The organism is Clostridium sp. KLE 1755 (genome assembly GCF_000466465.2).
GTDB classification, from domain to species: Bacteria; Bacillota; Clostridia; order Lachnospirales; family Lachnospiraceae; genus Eisenbergiella; species Eisenbergiella porci.
This window is the reverse complement of sequence record NZ_KE992777.1, coordinates 2,381-24,803: the sequence shown is the minus strand read 5'-3', so window position 1 is coordinate 24,803 and position 22,423 is coordinate 2,381. Positions and strand designations below refer to the sequence as shown.

At 48.6% G+C, this 22,423-nt stretch carries 19 protein-coding genes; 1 reads left to right on the top strand and 18 read right to left on the bottom strand.

The features are described 5' to 3' along the window. Positions 1-4: 4 nt before the first annotated feature. A complete protein-coding gene (locus tag HMPREF1548_RS30710) occupies positions 5-466 on the bottom strand; it encodes a hypothetical protein (protein ID WP_021639707.1) in 462 nt (153 codons plus the stop codon). Between the two features lie 286 nt (positions 467-752). Next, positions 753-2,003: an AfsR/SARP family transcriptional regulator gene (locus HMPREF1548_RS25710; RefSeq protein WP_021639706.1), complete on the bottom strand. Its 1,251-nt coding sequence runs from the start codon at positions 2,001-2,003 to the stop codon at positions 753-755. Positions 2,004-2,226: 223 nt separating this feature from the next. Between HMPREF1548_RS25710 and gloA2 the strand changes: the two genes are divergently transcribed. After that, on the top strand, positions 2,227-2,607 hold the full coding sequence (gloA2, locus tag HMPREF1548_RS25705; RefSeq protein WP_021639705.1) for an SMU1112c/YaeR family gloxylase I-like metalloprotein: 381 nt from the start codon (positions 2,227-2,229) through the stop codon (positions 2,605-2,607). 25 nt (positions 2,608-2,632) lie between these two features. Here gloA2 and HMPREF1548_RS25700 read toward each other — a convergent pair whose 3' ends face one another. The 16 genes from HMPREF1548_RS25700 to HMPREF1548_RS25625 form a co-directional block, all read right to left on the bottom strand. Then, on the bottom strand, positions 2,633-3,091 hold the full coding sequence (locus HMPREF1548_RS25700) for a DUF5680 domain-containing protein (protein WP_021639704.1): 459 nt from the start codon (positions 3,089-3,091) through the stop codon (positions 2,633-2,635). Positions 3,092-3,219: 128 nt separating this feature from the next. Next, on the bottom strand, positions 3,220-5,229 hold the full coding sequence (locus HMPREF1548_RS25695; protein WP_021639703.1) for a beta-galactosidase: 2,010 nt from the start codon (positions 5,227-5,229) through the stop codon (positions 3,220-3,222). A gap of 749 nt (positions 5,230-5,978) precedes the next feature. Continuing rightward, positions 5,979-6,335: a 50S ribosomal protein L20 gene (rplT, locus tag HMPREF1548_RS25690; protein ID WP_021639701.1), complete on the bottom strand. Its 357-nt coding sequence runs from the start codon at positions 6,333-6,335 to the stop codon at positions 5,979-5,981. Positions 6,336-6,357: 22 nt separating this feature from the next. Continuing rightward, a complete protein-coding gene (rpmI, locus tag HMPREF1548_RS25685; protein ID WP_021639700.1) occupies positions 6,358-6,555 on the bottom strand; it encodes a 50S ribosomal protein L35 in 198 nt (65 codons plus the stop codon). Positions 6,556-6,608: 53 nt separating this feature from the next. Next, a complete protein-coding gene (infC, locus tag HMPREF1548_RS25680) occupies positions 6,609-7,115 on the bottom strand; it encodes a translation initiation factor IF-3 (RefSeq protein ID WP_035324002.1) in 507 nt (168 codons plus the stop codon). Positions 7,116-7,468: 353 nt separating this feature from the next. Then, positions 7,469-8,509, bottom strand: coding sequence for a galactose ABC transporter substrate-binding protein (locus HMPREF1548_RS25675; RefSeq protein ID WP_021639698.1), 1,041 nt, complete (start codon positions 8,507-8,509; stop codon positions 7,469-7,471). A 14-nt stretch (positions 8,510-8,523) separates the two neighbouring features. Continuing rightward, positions 8,524-9,492, bottom strand: a complete 969-nt coding sequence (locus HMPREF1548_RS25670) for a sugar ABC transporter substrate-binding protein (protein WP_021639697.1) — start codon at positions 9,490-9,492, stop codon at positions 8,524-8,526. A 34-nt stretch (positions 9,493-9,526) separates the two neighbouring features. Continuing rightward, the gene (locus tag HMPREF1548_RS25665; protein ID WP_025491292.1) at positions 9,527-11,371 is read right to left on the bottom strand and encodes a sensor histidine kinase family protein; all 1,845 of its coding nucleotides are present in this window, start codon (positions 11,369-11,371) and stop codon (positions 9,527-9,529) included. Beyond that, complete coding sequence (locus HMPREF1548_RS25660) at positions 11,361-12,971, bottom strand: response regulator (RefSeq protein ID WP_021639695.1); 1,611 nt, start codon at positions 12,969-12,971, stop codon at positions 11,361-11,363. Before HMPREF1548_RS25660 ends, HMPREF1548_RS25665 begins: the two co-directional genes overlap by 11 nt. Before the next feature lie 139 nt (positions 12,972-13,110). Then, complete coding sequence (locus HMPREF1548_RS25655; protein ID WP_021639693.1) at positions 13,111-14,766, bottom strand: ABC transporter permease subunit; 1,656 nt, start codon at positions 14,764-14,766, stop codon at positions 13,111-13,113. A 15-nt stretch (positions 14,767-14,781) separates the two neighbouring features. After that, positions 14,782-16,290, bottom strand: coding sequence for a sugar ABC transporter ATP-binding protein (locus HMPREF1548_RS25650; RefSeq protein ID WP_021639692.1), 1,509 nt, complete (start codon positions 16,288-16,290; stop codon positions 14,782-14,784). A 97-nt stretch (positions 16,291-16,387) separates the two neighbouring features. After that, entirely contained in the window at positions 16,388-17,719 is a 1,332-nt protein-coding gene (locus HMPREF1548_RS25645; RefSeq protein WP_021639691.1) for a substrate-binding domain-containing protein, read from the bottom strand. 346 nt (positions 17,720-18,065) lie between these two features. Next, the gene (locus HMPREF1548_RS25640; protein WP_025491291.1) at positions 18,066-18,377 is read right to left on the bottom strand and encodes a DUF1540 domain-containing protein; all 312 of its coding nucleotides are present in this window, start codon (positions 18,375-18,377) and stop codon (positions 18,066-18,068) included. An 84-nt stretch (positions 18,378-18,461) separates the two neighbouring features. After that, a complete protein-coding gene (locus tag HMPREF1548_RS25635; RefSeq protein WP_021639688.1) occupies positions 18,462-19,988 on the bottom strand; it encodes a glycosyltransferase family 39 protein in 1,527 nt (508 codons plus the stop codon). 107 nt (positions 19,989-20,095) lie between these two features. Continuing rightward, positions 20,096-22,066 carry a threonine--tRNA ligase gene (thrS, locus tag HMPREF1548_RS25630; RefSeq protein ID WP_021639687.1) on the bottom strand — a complete coding sequence of 657 codons (1,971 nt, stop codon included), beginning with the start codon at positions 22,064-22,066 and terminating at the stop codon, positions 20,096-20,098. Between the two features lie 2 nt (positions 22,067-22,068). Further along, positions 22,069-22,335 (bottom strand): hypothetical protein, encoded by a 267-nt coding sequence (locus HMPREF1548_RS25625; RefSeq protein ID WP_021639686.1) that lies wholly within the window; start codon positions 22,333-22,335, stop codon positions 22,069-22,071. Positions 22,336-22,423: the final 88 nt, after the last annotated feature.

Here is a 22,423-nt window from a genome sequence, read left to right as displayed (position 1 = left end):
TTAATTAATCATCTTTCATTGTTTCATCTCCCAGGGCACTGTCCATGAGCTTCAGCAGCTCAAGGGCGCTCCGGAAATGCTTTGTGACCCCCTTTTCCGTCCAGGATATGGAGCCCTGCCATGTTGCATTCTGCCTGCTGTTTACCCGGACAATGAAGGAAGCTTTACGTCCGACCTGGTTCTTTACGTCCTGTTCATCCCTCATTGCTTCCGCCTCCTCGCCTTTTGCCGACTGTACCTTTCTCGATTTCAGTGTTCTGTCCCGGGTTGATGCCTGAGGAAAATTCAGCCTGTCATATAACGTTTCCATTTCCGTTATCAGCTGCAGCTGATTGGAAAATAAAACGGGGGATTCAGAATAACAATGATACATTCTGCCCGCTACAAGCTCTTCATTTATCTCATCTATGCAGACACTGACAATGTTTTTGGGTTTTGGTCCGGCCCGTAATGGAGTATTCTGCATAAAGCACCTCCCTTTCGCTGTTAATTTGAGTATAGCGAACCACCTGTAACACCAAGCGTTACATCAGAGGGAATTTTGAATTTTTTTTAAATAGTTTTTAATTTTTTGATTTAACCAGAGAAAATAACAGATAATCAGAATAAAAAGAGCACAGGCATTATACCCTGTTCTTTCTCCTGTTTGATATCAGCCGCTTCCACGCTTTATCCACAAAAAAACCGCCCGGATGTTCTCCGGACGGTTATACCTTTTCCATATCTCTTTATGTATATGCAATTGTTTCCTGTCAGTTCCAAATAGAACCGGCCTGTCTGAACGACAGTTCTTCTCCCGGCCTGTCTTCCTCTACCGCAGGCTGTACCTTATACTCAATAGCAGCACGAGCCTTCAGTCCAAAGCTGAGGAAACGGCTGTCTATTCTGTTCTGGATGACAGAGCTGTCTTCCAGGTGCAGGCCAATCAGCAGAATCAGAAACTGGTTGGCTCCGTAACGGGTATAAAAGTCCCCCCTGCGCAGTGAGGAGCCAATTGCCTGTTTCAGCTTTTCCATATATTTTTCCAGCTTGTTCTCATCTGTCAGAGGCTGTCCCTCCCGGTCTACCATGGTGCACAGCATCAGGAAGGCCGCCTGACCGTTCCTTTCCAGCATACGGCATACGATATGATAACAGTCCGTAAAGCCGGGATAGGTGCAGAAATACGCGCCGTATTTCTCCTTTTCCTCCTGCAGCCCGTCCTTGATATCCGTTACCACTGCAGCCCTGAACTGAACCTTATCGCTCATGGCATGGAAGCGTTCCATCATCTCTTCCGACGGCGTCAGCCCAAGTTCTTCAAAATAGAAGGAGGTGGCCTTTTCATAAACATCCATGGCTTCCTTAAAACGCTCCAGAGACATCAGGCAGTCTATCTGGCCCAGATAAAATTCCTCATACGGATAAATACTGCAGGCCCGGGTACTCAAATCCAGCAGTTCTTCAAAACGCCCTCTGCTTTTCAGAAGCGCCTCCGCTTCCCTGAGACAGTCAAAATACAATTTCTGATATTCCATGCCGGATACGGCTACCCATTCTTCCCCCGCAAGCTCAGGAAGGAACTCTCCCTGATAAATATGGCAGGCTTTTATCAGCAAGGCAATTTTCTCATCCTCGTCCATTTCCTTAAGAGCCAAACCGGCCGTCTCAAGAAAAACTTCCGTATCCAAAACAACGGGCTGTTCCTCCCGATCCCAGAAATAGCTTCCCGCTTTGATTTTAATACAATCTGCATCACCGAAGCATTCCTTCGTTTTCAGATATTTACGGAGCCTGTGAGCATTGACCCGGAGAGTCACGGTCGGATCCTCCAGCTCATCATGTCCGTAAAGCCGGCTGATGAGTTCTTTTCTGGGAATTCCTTCTTTGCCGACAGCAAGCACACAGATGAGAAGATGTATCATCTTCGTAGTGTTTGCGTAATCCAGAACAACAGGCGTCCCTCCGCAGGAAACCGAAAAACCACCGAACATGTTAATACTGACAATCCTTTTCTCTTTCATAGATCCTCTTCTTCCATGTCGCAGCTAAATCCATTCAACTGTTTCTAAGTTAAGTATAGAAACAATATTCCGCTTTGTCAACGAAAAGGATGTTGGTAAAAAATACAGAAGCATAGTATAATATACTTAAATCCGGCTATTTTCCGCACTTTCCCTCTGCTGGAAGGCTCCGGATATAACGTGTAAAATCTTTACCCGATCATAATTATAAAAGGAGAAACTTATGAAACTGGATACCATACACCATGTTGCCCTGATTTGTTCCGACTATCAGGCTTCCCGGCATTTTTACGTGGATTTGCTGGGTTTTGAAATTATCCGGGAAAATTACCGGGAGGCCAGAGGTGATTATAAGCTGGACCTGAGGCTGGGAGACTGTGAGCTTGAGCTTTTTGCCATCCCCGGCAGCCCGGCGCGTCCAAGCTATCCGGAGGCCTGCGGTTTGAGGCATCTTGCCTTCCATGTTTCCTGCATTGAGGACACAATAAGGGAATTAAACGGGCTGGGGATTGAGACGGAGCCTGTAAGGATCGATGAATTTACCCGAAAAAAAATGACCTTTTTTAAGGATCCTGACGGCCTGCCCCTGGAACTGCACGAATAACCAACATATTGTAAAAAAAGAAGGGCTATGCAACAGCCCCTCCATGAAAAATGCACTCATAAATTTTAACGGTACCATAATAAATTTCTTCCTGTCCCTGAAACCATTCCAAACTGCCGCAGGAAGAACAGTGGTACAGGTATTCGCCTTTCCGGTAAAGCGCAGGGCCCCGGAAAGGCTTTTTTTCATCCACAAGGCCCAGCGCTTCCTTCAGAAAGCCTGTATCGAAGCTGTCGGCCAGCGTGCGGCCGGAATAATTCATTGACCAAATCGGTACCGCTGCCTTTTCCTGCTTTTGCCAGACCGCTTCCTCTCCGGTGAAGAGCCGTCCTCCCAGATACGTGTCCATATAAAAATAATCTTCTTCCTCATAACGGAAATCATGGGCGCCCGGCCTGCAGGGTTCTTTTTCCTCCCCGCCATTCCCGGTATAGGTCTGCCGCTTCGCCCGAAGCAGGAAATCCACCGCCTGCCATTCTGACAACCTGAGGTTCCCTTTTCATAAAGCATGGAATAACGCCTGCACTCTGTCATACCAGAAGCCTTTCTCCGTCCTTACACATAGCTTTCCCGGCCGCCTGATAACAGGCCGCCGGGAAACTAATGAAAATATTATGCTTCCACAATAAGCAGATCCCAGGGTGCAACGGTCAGGATTTCTCCCTGCGTTACCGCTTTTTGGGAAAACAGCTCCCTGCCGCTTCCTCCGCAGGCACACGCCTTCGCTTCGCCGGAATAGTTCAGATAGTAGGTAATCCGCTTTCCCTTGCCATTCGTTCCTTCTCTGATAACCAGCGGGAATGGGATTTCCTGTTTCCAGGTCCACCAGCCCTTTTCCTTCCATAAAGAAGCCAGCAGAGCCTTCAGATATGCCGGAGAAGTCATACACCCAAAATAAATCCCCAGCCCCTTACCGAAGTCCTTCCTGGTAACCGCCGCATATTTTTTCCAGGCATAATGATCGTACCCGGAAATCACCTGCGCATCCTCCGTTTCCAGCAGTTCCATGAACAGCTCCGCGTTTCTTTCCTCATCCGCAAGCGCAAAGGAATCTCCCGTCAGCCTCACTCCTGAAGGCGCCGTAAACTGGTGGTACTTCACCCCGAAGCAGTCCTTCAGAAGATACGGCTGCACCTGGGTGCGCACCTTCACATTTTCATCGGTAAAAGCGGTTTTAAAGGTGGCTATCACACAGCCTCCCTGTCCGGCGAAATCCCTTATCCTCTTAAGGCAGTCTTCCTGTGCAGAATAAAGGGCGGGCACAAAAAGAACGTCATAGCGCGAAAGCTCTTCCTCCTGCGTGCTCACAAAATCACATTCAATATTCATTTCATACAGCGCGTCATAAATCCATCTAACCACATCATTATAATCTGTCCTGTTTGCGCCGTTTCCGGGGAACGGGAACCATTTCAGGGCGGTCAGCGCTTCATTGCTCACCATAATTGCCGCTTTATTTTCCTTTTTCAGATGCAGCAGGCTGGGGCTCAGCTCACGGAACTGCCCACCAATCCGGCAAGCCTCACGGTACACCGCATTTTCCTCAAAATCATGGCTGAGCAGGCCCTTCCAATAGGTTTCGCAGGCATTGTGGATGGAATGCCAGTGCCAGTACATCACGGAATCCGCTCCGCTGGCAAGGTGGCTGAAGGCCTGCAGACGAAGCTGCCCTTCATAAGGCGTCCACTCCGGGAAGCCCTGTGCTTCCGTTTCAATCAGGAAATAATTGTTCTTTTTCAGGGATCTGGTCAGATCGCCGCCAAAGGCAATCTCCTTCCCGGTCAGCTTGTCCTGGCTGGGATGATAGATATCGCAGCCTGCAATGGTCACCGCCTCTGCCGCCTTAAAATGATCCACATCCGGCTGCACCCCATAGGAATAGCCCTTCCAGGCAAAGTCAAAATTATGGGTGATAAACTGGTCCGCCCTTTTATACTCCCCGACAATCTCTGCCTGGCGTTTCAGGAAATCAGTAACCAGCTGCCTCTGGAATTTCTCAAACTCACAGCCCAGGCTGCCGTTGATGGTCCCCGTCACACTGGGGAATTCCTCCCAGGAATTAATCCGGTTGCTCCAGTAATCCAGGCCGAAATCATGGTTAAAACGTTCCAGGTCTCCCTCGTATTTTTTCCGCATATGACGAACAAACATCTGCTGCACATTTTCACTGCTCGTACCGAAATGCTTTGTCTCATTATCCAGCTGAAAACCGATGACACACCGGTAACCCGCCACAGCCTCCATCAGCCTGCGGATAATCCGTTCCGCAAAAAAACGGTAGGCCGGGTGCGTGATATCCATAATCTGCCTGGCGCCATAAGGCCGCCTGCCGCTCCTGTCCGTAACCATGACCTCCGGATAGGCCTTGGCCATCCATGCCGGAATCGCATAGGTCGGGGTGCCCACGATCACATAAAGCCCCTCCCGTTCGCAGGCATCCAGAACCTTAGTCACATGGGAAAAATCAAACACTCCCTCCTCCGGCTCTTCCGTACTCCAGGTTGACTCCGCGATCCTGATTACATTAATCCCCGCTTTTTTCATCATGCTGATATCCTTATCCAGCCGTTCATAGGGCATATACTCATCGTAATATGCCGCCCCGTATAATAATTCCTCCATGGCACAAACCTCCTGTAAATTTTCTGGGCAGTTATTCTGCTTCCATCATATAAAGCTTCCTCCCCGACTGCAAGACGGATATATGTGGTCACCTGTCCACATTTGGGCAAATACCTCTCCCTGCCGGATACAAAAATGGCCGGCAGGGCTTCTTCCCCTCCTTCAACGCCCCTGTAAAAAGCCTTAGCAATATCTTAACCATCTTTTTTATCTATTTACCCATATACGTGTTATAATACAAATAGAAAGCATACATTTTCCACAAAGAAAGAGGTGTTAATATGGCAGCAGCAATCATTATCGGCTCCATTATAGCTATTGTATGCGGAAAATATCTTCTTACTTTTATTACAATTTACAAAAACTCCGTATCTCCGCACAAACCTGGCTGACAATTCATCTGTACGAAAAAAGCAGACGGCGAAAACCATCTGCTTTTTACTGTATTCTTCGTAACTTTTCCTTCTTAAAATTCTTCTTCGTCTTCGCTTGCAGCCACAGCCGAAACAACGGAAGAAACCGCTGCAACAACAACAGCAACAATAATAATCAATAACATACCGCCCATCAAAAGCAATACTTCCATCTCCCGACGTCCTCCATTTCTCCTTTCGGCCAGGGCCCGGCGTTATCTTTCATCGGAGCCTGTCCGCTTTTTTCATTATAACATACCGCAACCTATCCTACAAGAAAAAAAGACTCCGGTTTTCACTCCGGAGCCCTGCAATTTTCTCAGCGAGAAATTACTGTTATGCAATTTTGGACTTTGCCAGCTCTGCAAGCGTAGCGAATCCTTCTGCATCGTTTACTGCCATTTCAGCCAGCATCTTTCTGTTCATATCGATACCAGCCAGCTTCAGGCCGTACATAAATTTGCTGTAAGATAAACCGTTCATTCTTGCTGCTGCATTGATACGGGCAATCCACAGCTGTCTGAACTGACGCTTTCTTTCTTTACGTCCTGCGTAAGAAGAAGTGAGAGCTCTCATAACAGACTGTTTTGCTACTCTGTACTGTTTGGATCTTGCTCCTCTGTAACCTTTCGCAAGTTTTAATACTTTGTTATGTTTTCTTCTGGCACTCATGCCGCCTTTAATTCTTGCCATCTCTTAATTTCCTCCTTACGACTTATAAATACGGTAAAATCTTTTTCATATTCTTAACATTGGTTGCATCCGTAATAGCCGGTTTCCTAAGATTTCTCTTTCTCTTTGTGGATTTCTTAGTTAAGATATGGCTCTTGTAAGCTTTGGATCTTTTTAATTTTCCGGTTCCGGTAACTTTAAAACGTTTTGCAGCTGCTCTGCTTGTCTTCATTTTGGGCATAACAAAATCCTCCTATACTCATTATCCTGAAAAATCTATTTTAACTGTACGTATTAACGCTTTTCAGTTAAAAACATAGTCATTGTACGGCCCTCCACCTTGGGAGCCTTCTCAACTACCGCCACATCCGACAACATCTGTGCAAAATCTTCCAGAATATGTCTGCTTGCCTGCATATGGGCCATTTCACGTCCGCGAAACCGCAGTGTCACTTTAACCTTATTTCCTTTGGTAATGAATTTCTTCGCCGCGGTAACCTTGGTATTCATATCATTGGTATCGATATTGGGAGACATACGGATCTCCTTAATCTCGATTATTCTCTGCTTCTTCTTAGCTTCCTTCTCTTTACGTGCAAGCTCGTATCTGTACTTGCCATAATCCACAATCTTACAAACAGGCGGTTTTGCCGTAGGCGCAATCTTGACCAGGTCAAGCCCCGCTTCCTCTGCCATTTTCATAGCTTCTTTGACAGACATAACTCCTAACTGGGAACCGTCTTCCCCGACCAAACGTATCTCCCTGTCTCTGATCTGTTCGTTAATTAATAATTCGCTAATAGTCTTTCCCTCCTAAGAAACAAAGGATCCGCACCCTCCGTGCGTCCTCAATCTAAAAATAAGCAACTTTCTCCGGCACAGCCGCCGGATAGATAAACCGGAACCACTCGGTTCACCAGCCTTATCCGCCGCATCTGCATAACACACAAAAAAAGCGGATAGTCAGACTATCCACTTGAATTCCCTCAATCCCTGCAGTTTCCTGCCGGTTTCCTGAACCTGTAAACACCTATGAGCCCAATCGCTATAGGGTGAGAGCGGATACTCTGCTTGCCAGTTCTGTACTCACGTACTTGTTTACTCTATCACATACAGACTCTAATGTCAACGCATTTCATTTTATTTTTTATATTTTATTTTCCGGCCTTATTAAGGAACTCCTCCGCATTATCTATGGTAACTTTATAATAAGGAAGATAGATATATTTCCCGTTCTCAAACTTCATTTCCTCCAGCCCTTTCCCGTATACAAGGGAAAACGCCAGCTTTGCCATAGCCGCCGCCTGTCCTTCCTTATCATTATATACGGTCCCGGCCAGCTTTGCATCCATAACCGCCTTCAGCCCCGCGTCCGTGCCGTCAATCCCGAAAAAAACAGGGATAGCGGATTCCGTGATATTCAGCTTCGCATAGGCGTCAATGGCTCCCAGCGCCATATCATCATTATTTGCAAGAACCAGTTCAATTTCATTGGAATGCTGTCCAATCATCTGCATCATCCGGTTCTGGGCCTGCGCCCGGTTCCAGTTGGCGATGCCGTAGCTGAGCTTTTCCAGCTCTATCCCGTTATTTTTCAGCGTGTCCACCGCATTTTCCGTACGGATGATGGAATCCTGGTGCCCAGGCTCCCCTTCCAGCACCACATACTGGATCTTCCCGTCACGGTTGCGGTCCACCCGTCTGTCCGAATGTATCAGCTCAGCCGCAAGCTCCCCCTGCATCACCCCCGACTGTTTCGCTTTTGCCCCTACATAATAAAGCTTCTCCCACTGCATCATATCCTCAGCAACCGGCTCCCTGTTAAAAAATATGACAGGCACATCATTCTCCCTTGCCAGATCAATGATCTCCGACGGATCGGCACGATCCACCAGATTGACACACAGGACATTGCTCCCTTCATCGATCAGCGCCTTCACCTGATCGTTCTGGGTACGCTGGGAACCGGCAGCATCCCGGATCGTCACCGTTGTTTCCACACCTTCCTCAGACAGCTCATTCAGCTGTTCCTTCAGGCAGTCAAGCAATTCCCCGATAAATACATCGCTTTCATTATAGCATGCCACGCCCACATAAACCTTATCCGGCACGGCCGCCTGCCTGCCGCAGGCTCCCAAAAGCAGCGTCGCCATGAGAATTGGCAGCAATCCTGCACAATATTTCCTAACCTTCATCTAATCCCCTCATTCTACTGGCTCATCGTAAAAATGATTTCCTGATTTTCTTTGGAAAACAGCGTATCCCTGCGAAGGACGGTGTAGGAAACCGTCCGGTCATGCATTTTGTGGAAATAATGTGTAAGAATCTCCGCCGCCTCCGTCAGGCTCTGATAGCCCACATTGAATTCATCGGGCACCACCAGGCAGCCCGCAATCCCCGTATCCAGATAATAGACCGCCTCCGTGGAATTCCCGATTCCATACACCAACGCCCCATGCAGATCATTCGCGGCGGCATATTCTCCGGCCATGGTAAAGCTGTTGTCATCCAGGGCAATCACAAAATCCACAGCCGGCTGATCCTCCAGTAACGCTTCCCCTTCTTCCGAAAAAGGAGCCGCAACAGACCAGCTGATACTTGCCTCCGTGTTTTTCAGGGCCTCCAGGAATCCCCTTTTTCTCTCATGAACCGCCTGTGAATCCCCTGTTTTAGAGAAAATCCCCAGGACTTTTCCATCCAGGCTGCCGCTGTAATCCTTCAGCAGCTCCTCCGCCAAAGCGGCTCCCATGGCATATTGGTTCGGCTCTACAACAGGCAGCCGGGAATCCCCTCCGCTCTCAGCCGCCGTCTGCTCTGTCAGCAGCACGGGAATCCGGTTTGCCATTTTCCTCAGCATTTCTTCAGCGCCCGGTACAGGCTGCACGATGACCGCAGCTGCCCCGTTATCTATTTCCCTCTCTATCAGGCTCTTTTCCTCTTCCACCGTTAATGCGCCGCCGGTGCTGACAACAGACATCCTGACCTCCAGATCCTGCTCCGCCATTTTCAGTCCGTATTGGAAGGCCGCCCACTGATTGTCCTCAGAATCCTGGATGATCACAGAAATCCGGTCCAGCTCTTTCCCGTTTTTCTCCCGCACCATGATAAAGGCCACGGCAATCACCATGACGGTCAAAAGGGCTTCAGCCATAATAAACATCTTTTTGCTGTTCTTCATCTCCACCTGCCCCAGAGCGTATTGGCACTCTGCCCTACATCTCTTTGTTCATCATTTCATCCCGGTTGAATATATGCCCCTTCTCCAGAATCTTCCTGTTTTCTTCCGTATACGGAACTGCCGGAAGGCAGACAGAGACAGTGGTGCCCTCATCCGGTTCGCTTTCCACCGAAATACCATACTCTTTTCCAAAAAGGATCTGAATCCGGTTATTTACATTTACAAGGCCGACCCCGGAGCCATGTTTACGGACCCTGCCGCTGTCCGTAAGAAGGAAGCGCACCTCCTCCTCCGACATCCCGATTCCGTTATCCGTCACCGACAGGATGACACTGCCTTCCTGTATCCGTCCTGTCACCCGGATCTCCCCGCAGTCGTCCATGCCGCTGACTCCATAAGCTATGGCATTTTCCAGGATCGGCTGTAAAATCAGCTTTACCGTGCAGCAGGAACATACATCAGGGTCGATGTCAAATACAATGGAAAAAGAATTTTTATACCGCACCTTCTGGATGTTCATATAGCTTTCCGCATGCTGCAGCTCATCCTTTATGCTGATTACCGTGCATCCCTGGGAAAGGCTGATCCGGAAGAATTTTGCCAGCTGGGAAATCATGAATACGGCCTCGTCATTCCGTCCGCCTTCCACCATCCACGTAATGGAGTCCAGGGTGTTATACAGAAAGTGGGGATTAATCTGGCTCTGCAGCGCATCCAGCTCACTTTTCCTTCTTTCATTCTGTTCCTGGACGCTCCTCTTCATGAGCGTTTCTATTTTTTCATAGGAGCTTTGTATGGAATGTCCCAGGTATCTGATTTCCGAAGAGCCGCCTATATAGATTTCCGGCTTTCCTCCCGCCTCATAGCCCATAACCGAATCATTCAGCCTGCATATCGGGCTGGATATCCTGACCGAAACCACCCGGTAAATAATTACAAGGGTCATTACCATCAGCAGCATAAGCATGACGATAAAATACCGGACATTAATCATGCCGTGGGTAAATGTGGAATCGGGAATCACACCGACCAGCTTCCAGCCGGTATAGCTTATGGTATTTACAATTACCGTCCTGCGCTCCCCTTCAAAGGTTTCCTCGCAGACGCCGTCCCTGTATTTTGCAGCCGCCGCGCTGTTTTCGCTCGCAATCCCGTCGCTTATCTGAATCTGGCGCGGATGGTAGATAATCTGCCCGTTGCTGTCGCACAGATAATAATACTGCCCGTTATTTAACGTATTGATCTGCCTCATCATACGGGAAATGCTGAAATAATCCATATCCACAAGCAATACGCCTATCTGCGGATCCCCATGTATGGTAAACTCCGCAACCCGGCTCAGGGAAATCACCCAATAATAACGGAGCGTGCCGTCGTCAAACAGGTTCTGGATATGAGGCGTGGAAAAATGCATGTTTTCCATTTTCTCCATGGCCTGTATATACCAGCCCTGCCTGGTGACGTTGGGATCCTCCTTCTGGCTGGCAACCGGCTCCGCCGCAATCAGGCTCCCACTGCCGTTGTACACGGCAATGCTGCGCAGATTCCCCTTGTTGGCCTCGTATAAAAGATCCATTCCCTGCTGAATCACATCGCTCTGATCGGAAAAGTCATTCTCTTTTATGACATTATAATAGACCGCATCCGAAATCTGCCGCATGCTGACCAGGTAATCCTCCAGATTTTCCCCTGCCTGCTCCATCAGCTTTTCCGTACTCTGTATCGTTTTCCCCCGGGACAGGGTAGAAAACCTGAAGTACATCACAATTCCCAGGATCAGCATAATTGAAATGGATATTACGGAAAACACCAGCATAATTGTGGATTGAATCCCTCTGGACTTATTTTTTTTCATACGCCGGAAATATTTATTTCTCACATGAGCCATGCTCCATTCTGTACTTTGAAGGGGATACGCCGAACCTCCGTTTAAACACATAGCTGAAATAATTGGGATCGGTATAACCTACGTTCTTTGCAATGATATAGCTTTTTTCATTTGTTTCAATCAGCATCCTTGACGCCCGATCCATCCGGTATTCCGTCAGATAGCCAATAAAGGAGTTTCCCGTCTCCTTCTTAAAAACAGTGGAAAAATAGGAATTGGACACGCCCAGAATCTCGCAGATATTATCCAGTGAAAATTCTTCATCCGAATAATGGCTGCCCACATATTCCTTTGCCTTAAATACAAAGGACTGGGTTGATTTGCTCCGCGCGCTGATTAAAGTTTCCCGAAACAAAAGACAGATGCCGATAAGCCATGCCAGCAGCGCCTCCGGTTCCAAATCCAGAAGCCGCAGGTACAGATTCCTGATATTCCCGGCAAAATCCGGGACATCAATATCATTATTCACCGCAAATCTGTACAGGGCGCTTATCAAATCCATCAGGGCGATATGATACTGCTGCAGGGATTGGGCCGGACAGGATATATGCTTCATATAGCGCTTGACCGCTCCCACGATATCCTCCTTGGAATTCAGGCGGATCATGCCGAACAGGCTAAACAGCTCCGTATCAGGCGTGCCGTCCGGTTTGCTTATTTCGTGAGGCGCAATCTCCTTCATATTGATGGCCCTGGAAACGCCGTAGATAACCCGGTAAGAAACAGCTTCCCTCGCGCTGCTGTAGGACTGGGATAAACCGGTGAGCCGCTCACAGACCTGTCCGATCCCCACAGTGACAACCGCGCCGATGATACGCCGTGCATATCTGCAGAACCTGTCGCATTCATCCGTCAGCTCCGGCACTTCATTTTTACTCTGAAGCTGCGCAATTAAAACTGTGTTTTCCAGATAGGAAAAGCATTTTGCCTGCCATTTTTCTCCCAGATGCTCCCTGGCCTGCTTCTGGACGGACGCGGCCAGCAGCAGCGGATTCATGTTCTCCGGCACCTGGCTGGAGGATGTGTGCACCACAAGACAGCAGTAAAAAGGTCCTTCAAAGGAAATCTGATAATTGGACAGATATCTGGGGATTTCCTCCTCGCGCAGCCTGCCCTCAATCAGCGTGGAATAGAAGTTTGCCTGCAGGAACGGAAGCGAATCCATATAGTACTTCTGCAGGACCGCCGCGTTGCGCTTTTCACTGATTTCCTGATCCAGCTTTATTTTCAGCTGGGTGAAAACATTGATGAGCTCCGTAGAGTTTACAGGCTTGAGAATATATTCCTCCACCTCCAGATGGACGGCCTCTTTTGCATATTCAAACTCATCAAAGCCTGTGAGGAAAAGGATTTTGGTGGTGGTAAACTCCGCCTTAATACGTTTTGCCAGCTCCATGCCGTCCATATAAGGCATTTTGATATCCGTCAAAACCACATCCGGCTGAAACTCCTCCACCATTTCCAGCGCCTTGACACCATTGTTGGCAAATCCGATGACGGAGAAGCCCAGTCCCTCCCAATTAATTTTCCTTCTGATGGCCTTGATGACCTCTTCCTCATCGTCCGCCAGAAGCACCGTATATGTATCCATATTTATTCTCCATATGCATGTATCCGGGCGCCGCATTTTTCCTTACTATGATTATAACAAATGCCAAAAGGTATGTAAATGCGGGCGCCATGCACAAAAGAGCCAGAACTGCTTCCGGCTCTCTTTGCAATATCAGGCACTATTTTTTCTGTACATACTTCAGGCAGTCAAGGGTGACTGCAGTAATGATGATGATACCTTCAAATACGAACTGAAGGTTTGTATCAATTCCAAGGATGGTAAGGGAGTAAATGAGCACTGTAAAAATAAGCACGCCGACTACCACGCCCGAAATCTTGCCGATGCCGCCGGTAAAGGATACGCCGCCGACCACGCAGGCCGCGATGGCATCCATTTCCCAGCCCTGGCCATAGGCTGCCGAGCCGGAACCCACCATTCTTGCACATTCAAGCCATGAACCGAAGCCGTAAAGGATACCGGCCAGGATGAATGCCCCCATAGTCACGCCGAACACCGAAATGCCGGAAACTGCCGCCGCTTCCGGATTTCCGCCCACTGCATACAGATTTTTGCCGAAGGTGGTCTTATTCCAGATAAACCATACGATGGCAATGGCCGCCACCGCCCATAAAATAATTGTGGGGAAGCCATTGAGCCTCGGAATGATCACCTTGGGAATGGAAGGTTCGATGGCGCCGAAGGACACGCCCTTTGTGGCATATGTAACAAGGCCGAAAATTACAAGCATATTTGACATCGTGGAAATAAAAGGATGCATTTTGAATTTGGCGGTAAAGAAGCCGCCGATGGCTGTAAAAAATGTGCAAAGAAGAATACACATTATCAGCGCAAAAATCACTCTCAGGCCCAGGGGAACGCCCGTAAAGTCAAATACATGGCCGAATACCGCGCCTGTGTTGATTCCCTGATGCATGATGATGGTTGCCGTCGTCATCCCCATGCCAACCATACGTCCGATGGAAAGATCCGTCCCGGTCAGCAGGATCAGGCCGGCAACGCCCAGGGCAAGGAACATTCTGGGAGAAGCCTGCTGGAGAATATTCAAAACATTGTTATAGGTAAGCAGGGGAACATGCTTTACAAAGGGTGTAACTATGCACAGTCCGATAAAAATCAGGATAATCGCGATATACAGGCCATTCTGCAGCAGGAATGTCCTTCGGTTGAAGGTATATTTGTAATTCTCCCATTTCTGCGCCCGCATCTGCATAAAAGTAAATTTAGACATTCGCAGCATATCGATCAGATGATATTTCCAGACAATTGCCGCATGCCTTCTGTCCTTGATCTGCGCAAGCTCTTTTTCCAGCTCCATTTTGGCATCGAAACGGAGATTTTTATAAACATACTTTTCGTTTTTTATTTCCTTATGATCGGTAAGCTTTGCCAGGGTTTTTTTATGCTCCTGCTCAAGCTTTGCAATATTATCGGCATATTTTTTCTGCGCGGCCACATATTCCTGTGAGCAGCTTTCTTTCACCGCCTGATAATAGTCTTTGTTAAAATGGGCCTTCAGATACCCTTCCGCATCAGCAATTAACTTGGAAATTTCTTCCTTATTCTTTGCTTCCACCGCTTTTGCTTTTAACATCTCAGACTTGATTTCTTCAGTCTGTGCTGTTTTTTCTTCCTTCGTAAGGCCATGATCTCTCTTTATTGCGTCAATTTCACTCTGAAGGGAAACCACCCTGTTTGATCCATCCACTCTGAGACTGTCAATCTTTTCCTGGATTTCACCCACATAATCCTCAATTGGCTTACGCAGCTGCATTTCCTGTTCCGCCGTAAGGGTTTTATTATTTTCATTATCCATATCACAATCTCCCCTTTATAGGTATTTTGCACTGAGTCTCAACAGCTCTTCCTGGTTTGTCTCTTTTGTATTCACAATTCCTGAAAGACGTCCGTTCGACATAACGCCGATACGGTTGGTGATTCCCAATATCTCCGGCATTTCAGAAGAAACAACAATAATTGTCTTTCCCTGCTTCGCCATATTGATGATCAGCTCGTATATTTCGTATTTCGCACCCACATCGATTCCTCTTGTAGGTTCATCCATCATGAACACTTTGGGTTCCCGCTCCAGCCATTTCCCAAAGATAACCTTCTGCTGGTTGCCGCCGGAAAGGCTGGAGATCATGTCATCCGGCCCCATACATTTGGTATGCATGATTCTGATTTCATTTCCGGTGGCCTTTATCATCTTCGCATTGGAAAGAGCCACACCGCTTTTATATTGTTCCAGGTTTGCAATCGTGGTATTAAAGGTCAGATCCCCCTTCAGGAAAAGCCCGTTGGCCTTTCGTTCCTCGGTAATCATGGCAAACCCATGCTCCATGGCCTCTTTTGCGCTGCTGAAATTCATAAGGCGGTTATTGAAATATACCCGGCCCGCCGCCCTGGTGCGGACCCCGAAAATCGTTTCCAGCAGCTCCGTACGCCCTGCGCCCACCAGCCCGTACAGGCCGAAAATCTCTCCTTCCCTTACGTCAAAGGAAACATCCTGCAGATGCGGTTCGAATTTAGTGGACAGGTTCCGGATGGATAAAACCACCCCTTTGGGGACATTGTCCACCGGCGGAAAACGATTATCAAGCGAACGGCCTACCATGGCCGCAATCAGCTCGTTCATATTGGCATCGCTGGTTTTCTTCGTCATAACCAGGTTGCCGTCACGCAGTACCGATATCTCGTCACAGATTTCAAAAACCTCATCCATTTTATGAGAAATATAAATCAGCGCGATCCCCTGTTTTTTTAACATCCTCATCATCCCGAAAAGCTTATCGACTTCCTGCACAGTCAGGGAGGATGTAGGCTCGTCAAGAACAATCACTCTGGAATTATAGGAAATAGCCTTGGCAATTTCACACATCTGACGCTGTGACACGGACATATTCCGCATGGGCTGCGTAAGATTTACGGTCATACCCAGCTTCCGGAAAAGATCGGAAGCCTCTTTTTTCATTCTGCCTTCATCAATTACACCCATGGAATTCACCGGATAACGTCCGAGAAACAGATTATCAACCACATTCCGTTCCAGGCACTGGTTCAGTTCCTGATGAACCATGGCAATCCCGTTCTCAAGCGCATCCTTGGGACCGGAAAAGCTCACTTCCTTCCCATTCAGGAAAATAGTCCCCTCATCCTTCTGGTAGGTACCGAACAGGCACTTCATCATGGTTGACTTTCCGGCGCCGTTCTCACCCATAAGGCCCATAACGGTCCCGCTCCTTACATCCAGGCTGATGCGGTCCAGAACCCTGTTCCGGCCGAAGGACTTGCTCATACCGCGTATTGATAAGACGATATCATCTTTCTTATCTGCCATATTTTTTACTCCTCTGCTATAACTTCCCAAAAGAGGTTATTAGGGAGAATTTCTTCTCCCTAATAACCTGCCTGCACGGCTTTCATTTCCATGAGTTTTACTGATCGAGCAGGCTTGTATAAGACGCCGCGTTGTCTGTTTTAACCATATTAATGGCAAATGCATCATACTGGCTGGGATTGCCCAGACGGTTGGTAATATTGGATTCTGTCTGTCCGTCACCGCCGATGTAATCAACATCCAGGTTGAGGAGCTTATCATACTTCTGAAGAAGCGGCTGATAGGTGGATCCAAGGAAGTTATCGGAAGAATTATAAATATTCAGCCATACCTTCTTTACAGGGCTTGTAGCCTCATCCAGCTGATTGGATACCGGCGCATAAACCATGGTGGAATCCATATAATCCTTATAATTGTCAGCAGTAACAGCCACGTTCAATGCATAATAGGAACGCTCATCTTCCCTGTATACATATACGTCATCACTGAGCACATTTCCCGCCGCATCCGCTGTGGCGATGCCTGTGTTAATATCCACTCCGTCAAGCGCATTACGCAGGACACGAAGCGTCAGATAAGCCTGAACATCCGCATGCTGGCTGATGGTTCCGCCGTAGCCCTCTGCGATAGCGGCCACTGCGTCGCTGTTTGCATCATAACCAAAGGTAGGAACCTTGTTGTCCTTAGACCAGGCGTTAAACATTGACATGCCCATTCCGTCATTATTGGAAACAACGATATCAATCTGATCGCCGAAGGAAGAAGACCAGGTGCCGATGCCGTTGCCGGCTGTTGCTGCATCCCATGTCGCTCCTGCGGAATTCTTCATTTCCTGGGAAGCCAGTTCGCGGACAACGTAAGTCTTGCCGTTCACTTCCAGGGTTCCATCCTGTACGGCCGACGCCGTGCCGTCTGTATTGGTTCCCACCGGTTCGCTGTTGATGTTGCCGTCTTTGTCAACAGCTGTGCCAAGAGCTTTACGAACGCCTCTTGTACGTGCGATGGAGTCATTATGTCCGATATCGCCGATGGCCAGCACATAGCCGATGGTTCCGTCGCCGTTACGGTCAATAGTATCAATGTTCTTTTCGATATAATCTTTTACCATGGTACCCTGAAGCTCCGCACCCTGGTTGGCGTCAAAGCCTACATAATAAGTATCTTTGTTGTAATTCAACGCTGTCATGTCAAGCTGGCCTGTGGCGCTGCTGGAAGGCTGGCGGTTAAACCATACCAGCGGCTTGTCCTTGTTCGCCATTGTCCCTGTGTCGGCCGGCGCCGCTTCTGCCGGCGTTGTTGCCGCAGCAGCTGTCGTTTCCTTTCCCGCAGCCGGTGTATCAGCCGCCGCAGGTGTTTTGCTGGCACCGCATGCGGCCAAAGACAGCCCCATCAGTATTGCCATTGTCATGCACCCCAATTTTCTCTTCATATTTTTCTCCCTTCTGTTTGACACGCTTCTTTGTATTTGTCAATATGGATAGTTTATATGATATTTATCCAGTATTATATAGAATATTTTTCGATTATCATTGAAATTTCTATTTTTATTCAACGTATATGCTGCAAATATAACATTTTTATTCATTTTTTATAAGCATTATCTATAATGTAACATTTCTGATTAAAGCAATAAAAAAAGCGGGAAAACGCACAATGATACGTTTTCCCGCTTCTGCTTTTATATCCTGCAAAAACCGGTGAAAATAAATGCTGCCGCCTCAGGCGGCATTAATCAGCTCCCTCCATGTAAGCGCAGGGATAATATCAGTTACAGCTTATCTTTCCTTAAAGGTAGCACAGGCTGTCTCACCGCAGTCACAGGCGCCGCAGCCCTTGATGTCCACATGCTCCGCATAGCACTTGTAATTTGTGTTATACACACATTTTACAGCTTCGCAGTCGATGCTGATAGTCCTGCAGGGATTCATGGCGTTGGATGCGGACTCACCGGTCCTGTCCTTGAAGCTTTCGCAGCAGGTATCGTTTTCCTTCTGCGCTTCCTTGCCTCCTACCATAATATCGCCCTTGCAGCAGCACTTGTCATTATTATAGGTACAATTTTCTACTACACATTTCAATTCTGCCATTTTTGGTTGCCTCCTGAAAAATCATATCAAAATAAACCTGTTTTATGGTTTCAGAATTATTTTGTCTTTTTTTCAGGATTTTATTCATGGCTGCCGGCCCAGACGGTATATATTGAACCAGTAGCGTTCCAGCAGGCAGCTGTCCGCAGTCTCCACGGACTTAATTCCCCGTTTCTGCCATTCCTTAAGGATTCCGTCCCTGGCTAGGCCGCTGCCGATGAACCACACATTTTTTCCGCTCTCCAGCTGCTGATCTATCCATTCCTCCCCGGGCACGGCACATACTCCCGGGAACATCTCCCTTATCAGCGTTTCCGGCGTTCCTCCGTACAGATAGCTTTCCCTTGGAAGATACCAGCCGGTTACGGCCTGCACCTGGTCAAAATTAAACAGGACGATATCCTCCGCCCCTATTTTGGCCAGCTCCTCTTCGGTTCTCGTCATCTGTTCTTTTTTCATCACCTCTCCCTGCACAAAGGCGGAATAATCAGCCGCCCCCACAAAGAGAAGCACCAGCAGCGAAGGCACCAACACCAGAGCCTTCTTCTGCCTGCTCAGGAAATAGGAAAAACAGAACCAGAAGCAGCCCGCCGCAGGAAGCATATAGCGGTAAATGAAAACCGGCCTCATCAGGAAAGACACCGCAATCCCGAAAAGCGCAGTCCCCGCCAGCACGCAGAGTCCCAAAAAAGCATATCCGTCCCGTCCCGGATTTCGTTCCCTGTCCTTACGCTTTAAAAACGCATGGATAAGGAAAGCCGCCAGCAAAGCAAAAAGGACCACCGCCAGGCCGTAATCCAAAAGCTGATACCCGGTGGAGGGCTTCAGCATGAATTTTACGCAGCCGCCGAAGCAGCTTAAGGTCAGCGGAAGAATCCAGTAGCTTTCCCGCACCTGGGACACCTGGGAAACGGCCGCAGGCAGCCAGGGCAGATATGCCAGTACGGAGATTCCCGCACAGAACAGCCATACCAGCAGATACTTCACCCGTTCTTCCTTCTTCTTAATGGACAAAAGCACAGCCACGCCCACATACAGCGCCGCCGCCGCAACCGCTGCAAAATAATGGGTATAGGCCGCTGCGATCCCATAAACAGTGAAGGCGGCCCAATGCCTTTTTCCGCCTCCCTCCAGAAGCTCTCCCGCATGCAGGAATGCCGCCGTAATAAAAAACAGGGCAAAGCCGTACATCCTGATTTCCGTCGTATAGTTAGCCATCTGCGGCATCGCCAGGATGCAGAAGGAAAAAAGCCCTGAACAAAGCCAACCGTATTTCTTCCTTATAAGAGTCAGGGAATACCCCAGCAGCGCCAGATAAGGCAGCACGGAAACCACCTTGCAGATAATTACGGCATCCGCCCCCGGCGCAAATAAATGCACCAGCTCCACAGCAGCCTTTACCATCAGATAATAAAGCGGTGGGTGAACGTCCCTGGCCGCAAGCGAAATCATCCGCCCCACCGGCTGGGAAACGAAGCCCACCGTAAAAAGCTCATCATACCAGATATCGCTGCTGAAGCATAAAAACAAACTGCAGCAGGCCATTCCCAGGGCGCACACAGACAGCAGGATACCTGCTGTCTGCCGCCATGTCTTTTTTTCATTACTCATCTATCCATCTCCGTCATACCAGGAACCAGCCGGGAAAAAACCGCCGCAGATGTGCCGTGCGGATTTTTCCCGGCTGTGAAATCACTGCCGATGCCAAAAGGGATGGCTTATTTTGCAGGCTTTCCGTCCTCTGTCACCGTTATTTTACGGATTTCCTTCGTCCTGATTTCCCTGCAGATATCATTGATGAAGGTATCCAGAGGCTTCACGCCCTCATCGCCGGCAAAACGGCTTCTTACGGAAACCGTGCCGTCTTCCTCTTCCTTCTGTCCCACCACAAGCATATAAGGCAGCTTGTCCAGTCTCGCCTGGCGGATCTTATAACCGATTTTCTCGGAACGGCTGTCCACCGTGCTTAAAATACCGTTATCCTTCAGCGTCGCGTTCACCTTCTGCGCATATTCCTCATATTTTTCAGAAATAGGAAGCACACGCACCTGTTCCGGGCACAGCCAGGTGGGGAACTTGCCTTCGTATTTTTCAATCAGCCAGGCCAGAGTTCTTTCATAGCAGCCCATGGAGGTTCTGTGGATGATATAAGGACGCTTCTTCTCCCCGTTGGCATCAATATAAGTCATATCAAAACGCTCTGCCAGGAACATATCCAGCTGGATGGTGATCATGGTATCTTCCTTGCCGTACACGTTCTTTGCCTGGATATCCAGCTTCGGTCCGTAGAAGGCCGCTTCGCCGTCTTCTTCCGTAAACTCAATGCCGATATGATGGAGAATATCACGCATCATATTCTGCACATAATCCCAGGTTTCCTCGTCGCCCAGATATTTATCCTTATTATTGGGATCCCACTTGGAAAGACGATAGGTCACATCCTCCTCCAGGCCCAGCGTGGTCAGGCAGTATTTTGCCAGATCCACACAGCCGCGGAACTCTTCCTCAATCTGATCCGGCCTTACGATCAGATGGCCCTCGGAAATGGTGAACTGACGCACACGGGTAAGCCCGTGCATCTCTCCTGAATCCTCATTCCTGAACAATGTGGAAGTCTCTCCGTAGCGGCAGGGCAGATCACGGTAGGATTTCTGGCTCTGCTTGTATACATAATACTGGAAAGGACAGGTCATGGGGCGGAGGGCGAATACTTCATCCTCCTTTTCCTCATCTCCCAGCACAAACATGCCTTCCTTATAATGATTCCAGTGGTCGGAAATAATATACAGATCCTTTTTCGCCATCAGAGGAGTCTTGGTCCTCATATAGCCTCTCTTCTCCTCTTCATCCTCGATCCAACGCTGCAGCGTCTGAATCATCTTGGCCCCCTTGGGCATCAGAAGCGGAAGTCCCTGTCCGATAACGTCAACCGTTGCGAACAGCTCCATATCCCGTCCCAGCTTATTATGGTCACGGTTCTTGATATTATCCAGATATTCCAGATACTCGGCCAGCTCCTCCTTGGTATTGAAGGCTGTTCCGTAAATTCTCTGAAGCATGGTTCTGTTGGAATCCCCTCTCCAGTAAGCGCCTGAAGAAGAGGTCAGCTTAAAGGCCTTGATCCCCTTGGTGCTCATCAGGTGCGGCCCTGCGCACAGATCCGTGAAATCCCCCTGCTTATAAAAGGAAATCTCTGCATCCTCAGGAAGATCCTGGATCAGCTCCACCTTATAAGGCTCGCCCTTCTCTTCCATAAAAGCAATGGCTTCCTGTCTGGGAAGGGTGAAACGCTCCAGCTTCTCACCCTGCTTGATGATTTTCTTCATCTCAGCTTCCAGCTTATCCAGATCCTCCCTGGAAAAAGGCTCGTGCTCAAAATCATAATAAAAGCCGGTATCAATACTCGGCCCGATAGCAAGCTTGGCTTCAGGGAACACATGCTTCATCGCCTGAGCAAGCACATGGGAAGCCGTATGGCGGACCACAGTCAGCCCTTCCTTATCCCTGGCCGTCAGGATCGCCAGCTCGCAATCCCCGTCAAGCACCGTGCGCAGATCCTCCACCTTCCCGTTCACCAGTCCCGCGCAGGCCGCCCTTGCCAGACCCTCGCTGATATCAGCCGCAATCTCAATAATACTTTTGCTCTCCGCATATTCCTTTACGGAACCGTCTTTTAATGTGATTTTCATTTTTACGCATTTTCTCCTTTGTTCTCTTTCTCATCCTCCCCGGTAATCACATCATTACCGGCAATAATCAGGCCCCTCTTAATCGGCGCCCAGATAAAACCTATGATAACCCCTGCCATCAGAAAAACCGCCAAAAGCAGAGACATCTCTGTTTTCGTCAGCCCTGAAGGCTCCTTCATCAGCTTCTTCACAGAATCCGCGCCCTCACGCACCGACTCCTTCACCTCAGCCAGATTCAGATACTCAGAAATCCCGCTCAAATTACTCATACAAAATCTCCTTTCCTACACAGCCGGCCCCGCACCTGCGCTTTCCCGCGCCGGCACTGTCCGCCGGCAACTCCACCGGCACCCCGCT

Bases quoted from the DNA above. Each gene is read 5' to 3' on its own strand.
- HMPREF1548_RS30710 (WP_021639707.1), bottom strand. From the start codon at position 466: ATGCAGAATACTCCATTACGGGCCGGACCAAAACCCAAAAACATTGTC.
- HMPREF1548_RS25710 (WP_021639706.1), bottom strand. From the start codon at position 2,003: ATGAAAGAGAAAAGGATTGTCAGTATTAACATGTTCGGTGGTTTTTCG.
- gloA2 (WP_021639705.1), top strand. From the start codon at position 2,227: ATGAAACTGGATACCATACACCATGTTGCCCTGATTTGTTCCGACTAT.
- HMPREF1548_RS25695 (WP_021639703.1), bottom strand. From the start codon at position 5,229: ATGGAGGAATTATTATACGGGGCGGCATATTACGATGAGTATATGCCC.
- rplT (WP_021639701.1), bottom strand. From the start codon at position 6,335: ATGGCAAGAATTAAAGGCGGCATGAGTGCCAGAAGAAAACATAACAAA.
- rpmI (WP_021639700.1), bottom strand. From the start codon at position 6,555: ATGCCCAAAATGAAGACAAGCAGAGCAGCTGCAAAACGTTTTAAAGTT.
- HMPREF1548_RS25675 (WP_021639698.1), bottom strand. From the start codon at position 8,509: ATGAAGGTTAGGAAATATTGTGCAGGATTGCTGCCAATTCTCATGGCG.
- HMPREF1548_RS25670 (WP_021639697.1), bottom strand. From the start codon at position 9,492: ATGAAGAACAGCAAAAAGATGTTTATTATGGCTGAAGCCCTTTTGACC.
- HMPREF1548_RS25660 (WP_021639695.1), bottom strand. From the start codon at position 12,971: ATGGATACATATACGGTGCTTCTGGCGGACGATGAGGAAGAGGTCATC.
- HMPREF1548_RS25655 (WP_021639693.1), bottom strand. From the start codon at position 14,766: ATGGATAATGAAAATAATAAAACCCTTACGGCGGAACAGGAAATGCAG.
- HMPREF1548_RS25650 (WP_021639692.1), bottom strand. From the start codon at position 16,290: ATGGCAGATAAGAAAGATGATATCGTCTTATCAATACGCGGTATGAGC.
- HMPREF1548_RS25645 (WP_021639691.1), bottom strand. From the start codon at position 17,719: ATGAAGAGAAAATTGGGGTGCATGACAATGGCAATACTGATGGGGCTG.
- HMPREF1548_RS25640 (WP_025491291.1), bottom strand. From the start codon at position 18,377: ATGGCAGAATTGAAATGTGTAGTAGAAAATTGTACCTATAATAATGAC.
- HMPREF1548_RS25635 (WP_021639688.1), bottom strand. From the start codon at position 19,988: ATGAGTAATGAAAAAAAGACATGGCGGCAGACAGCAGGTATCCTGCTG.
- thrS (WP_021639687.1), bottom strand. From the start codon at position 22,066: ATGAAAATCACATTAAAAGACGGTTCCGTAAAGGAATATGCGGAGAGC.
- HMPREF1548_RS25625 (WP_021639686.1), bottom strand. From the start codon at position 22,335: ATGAGTAATTTGAGCGGGATTTCTGAGTATCTGAATCTGGCTGAGGTG.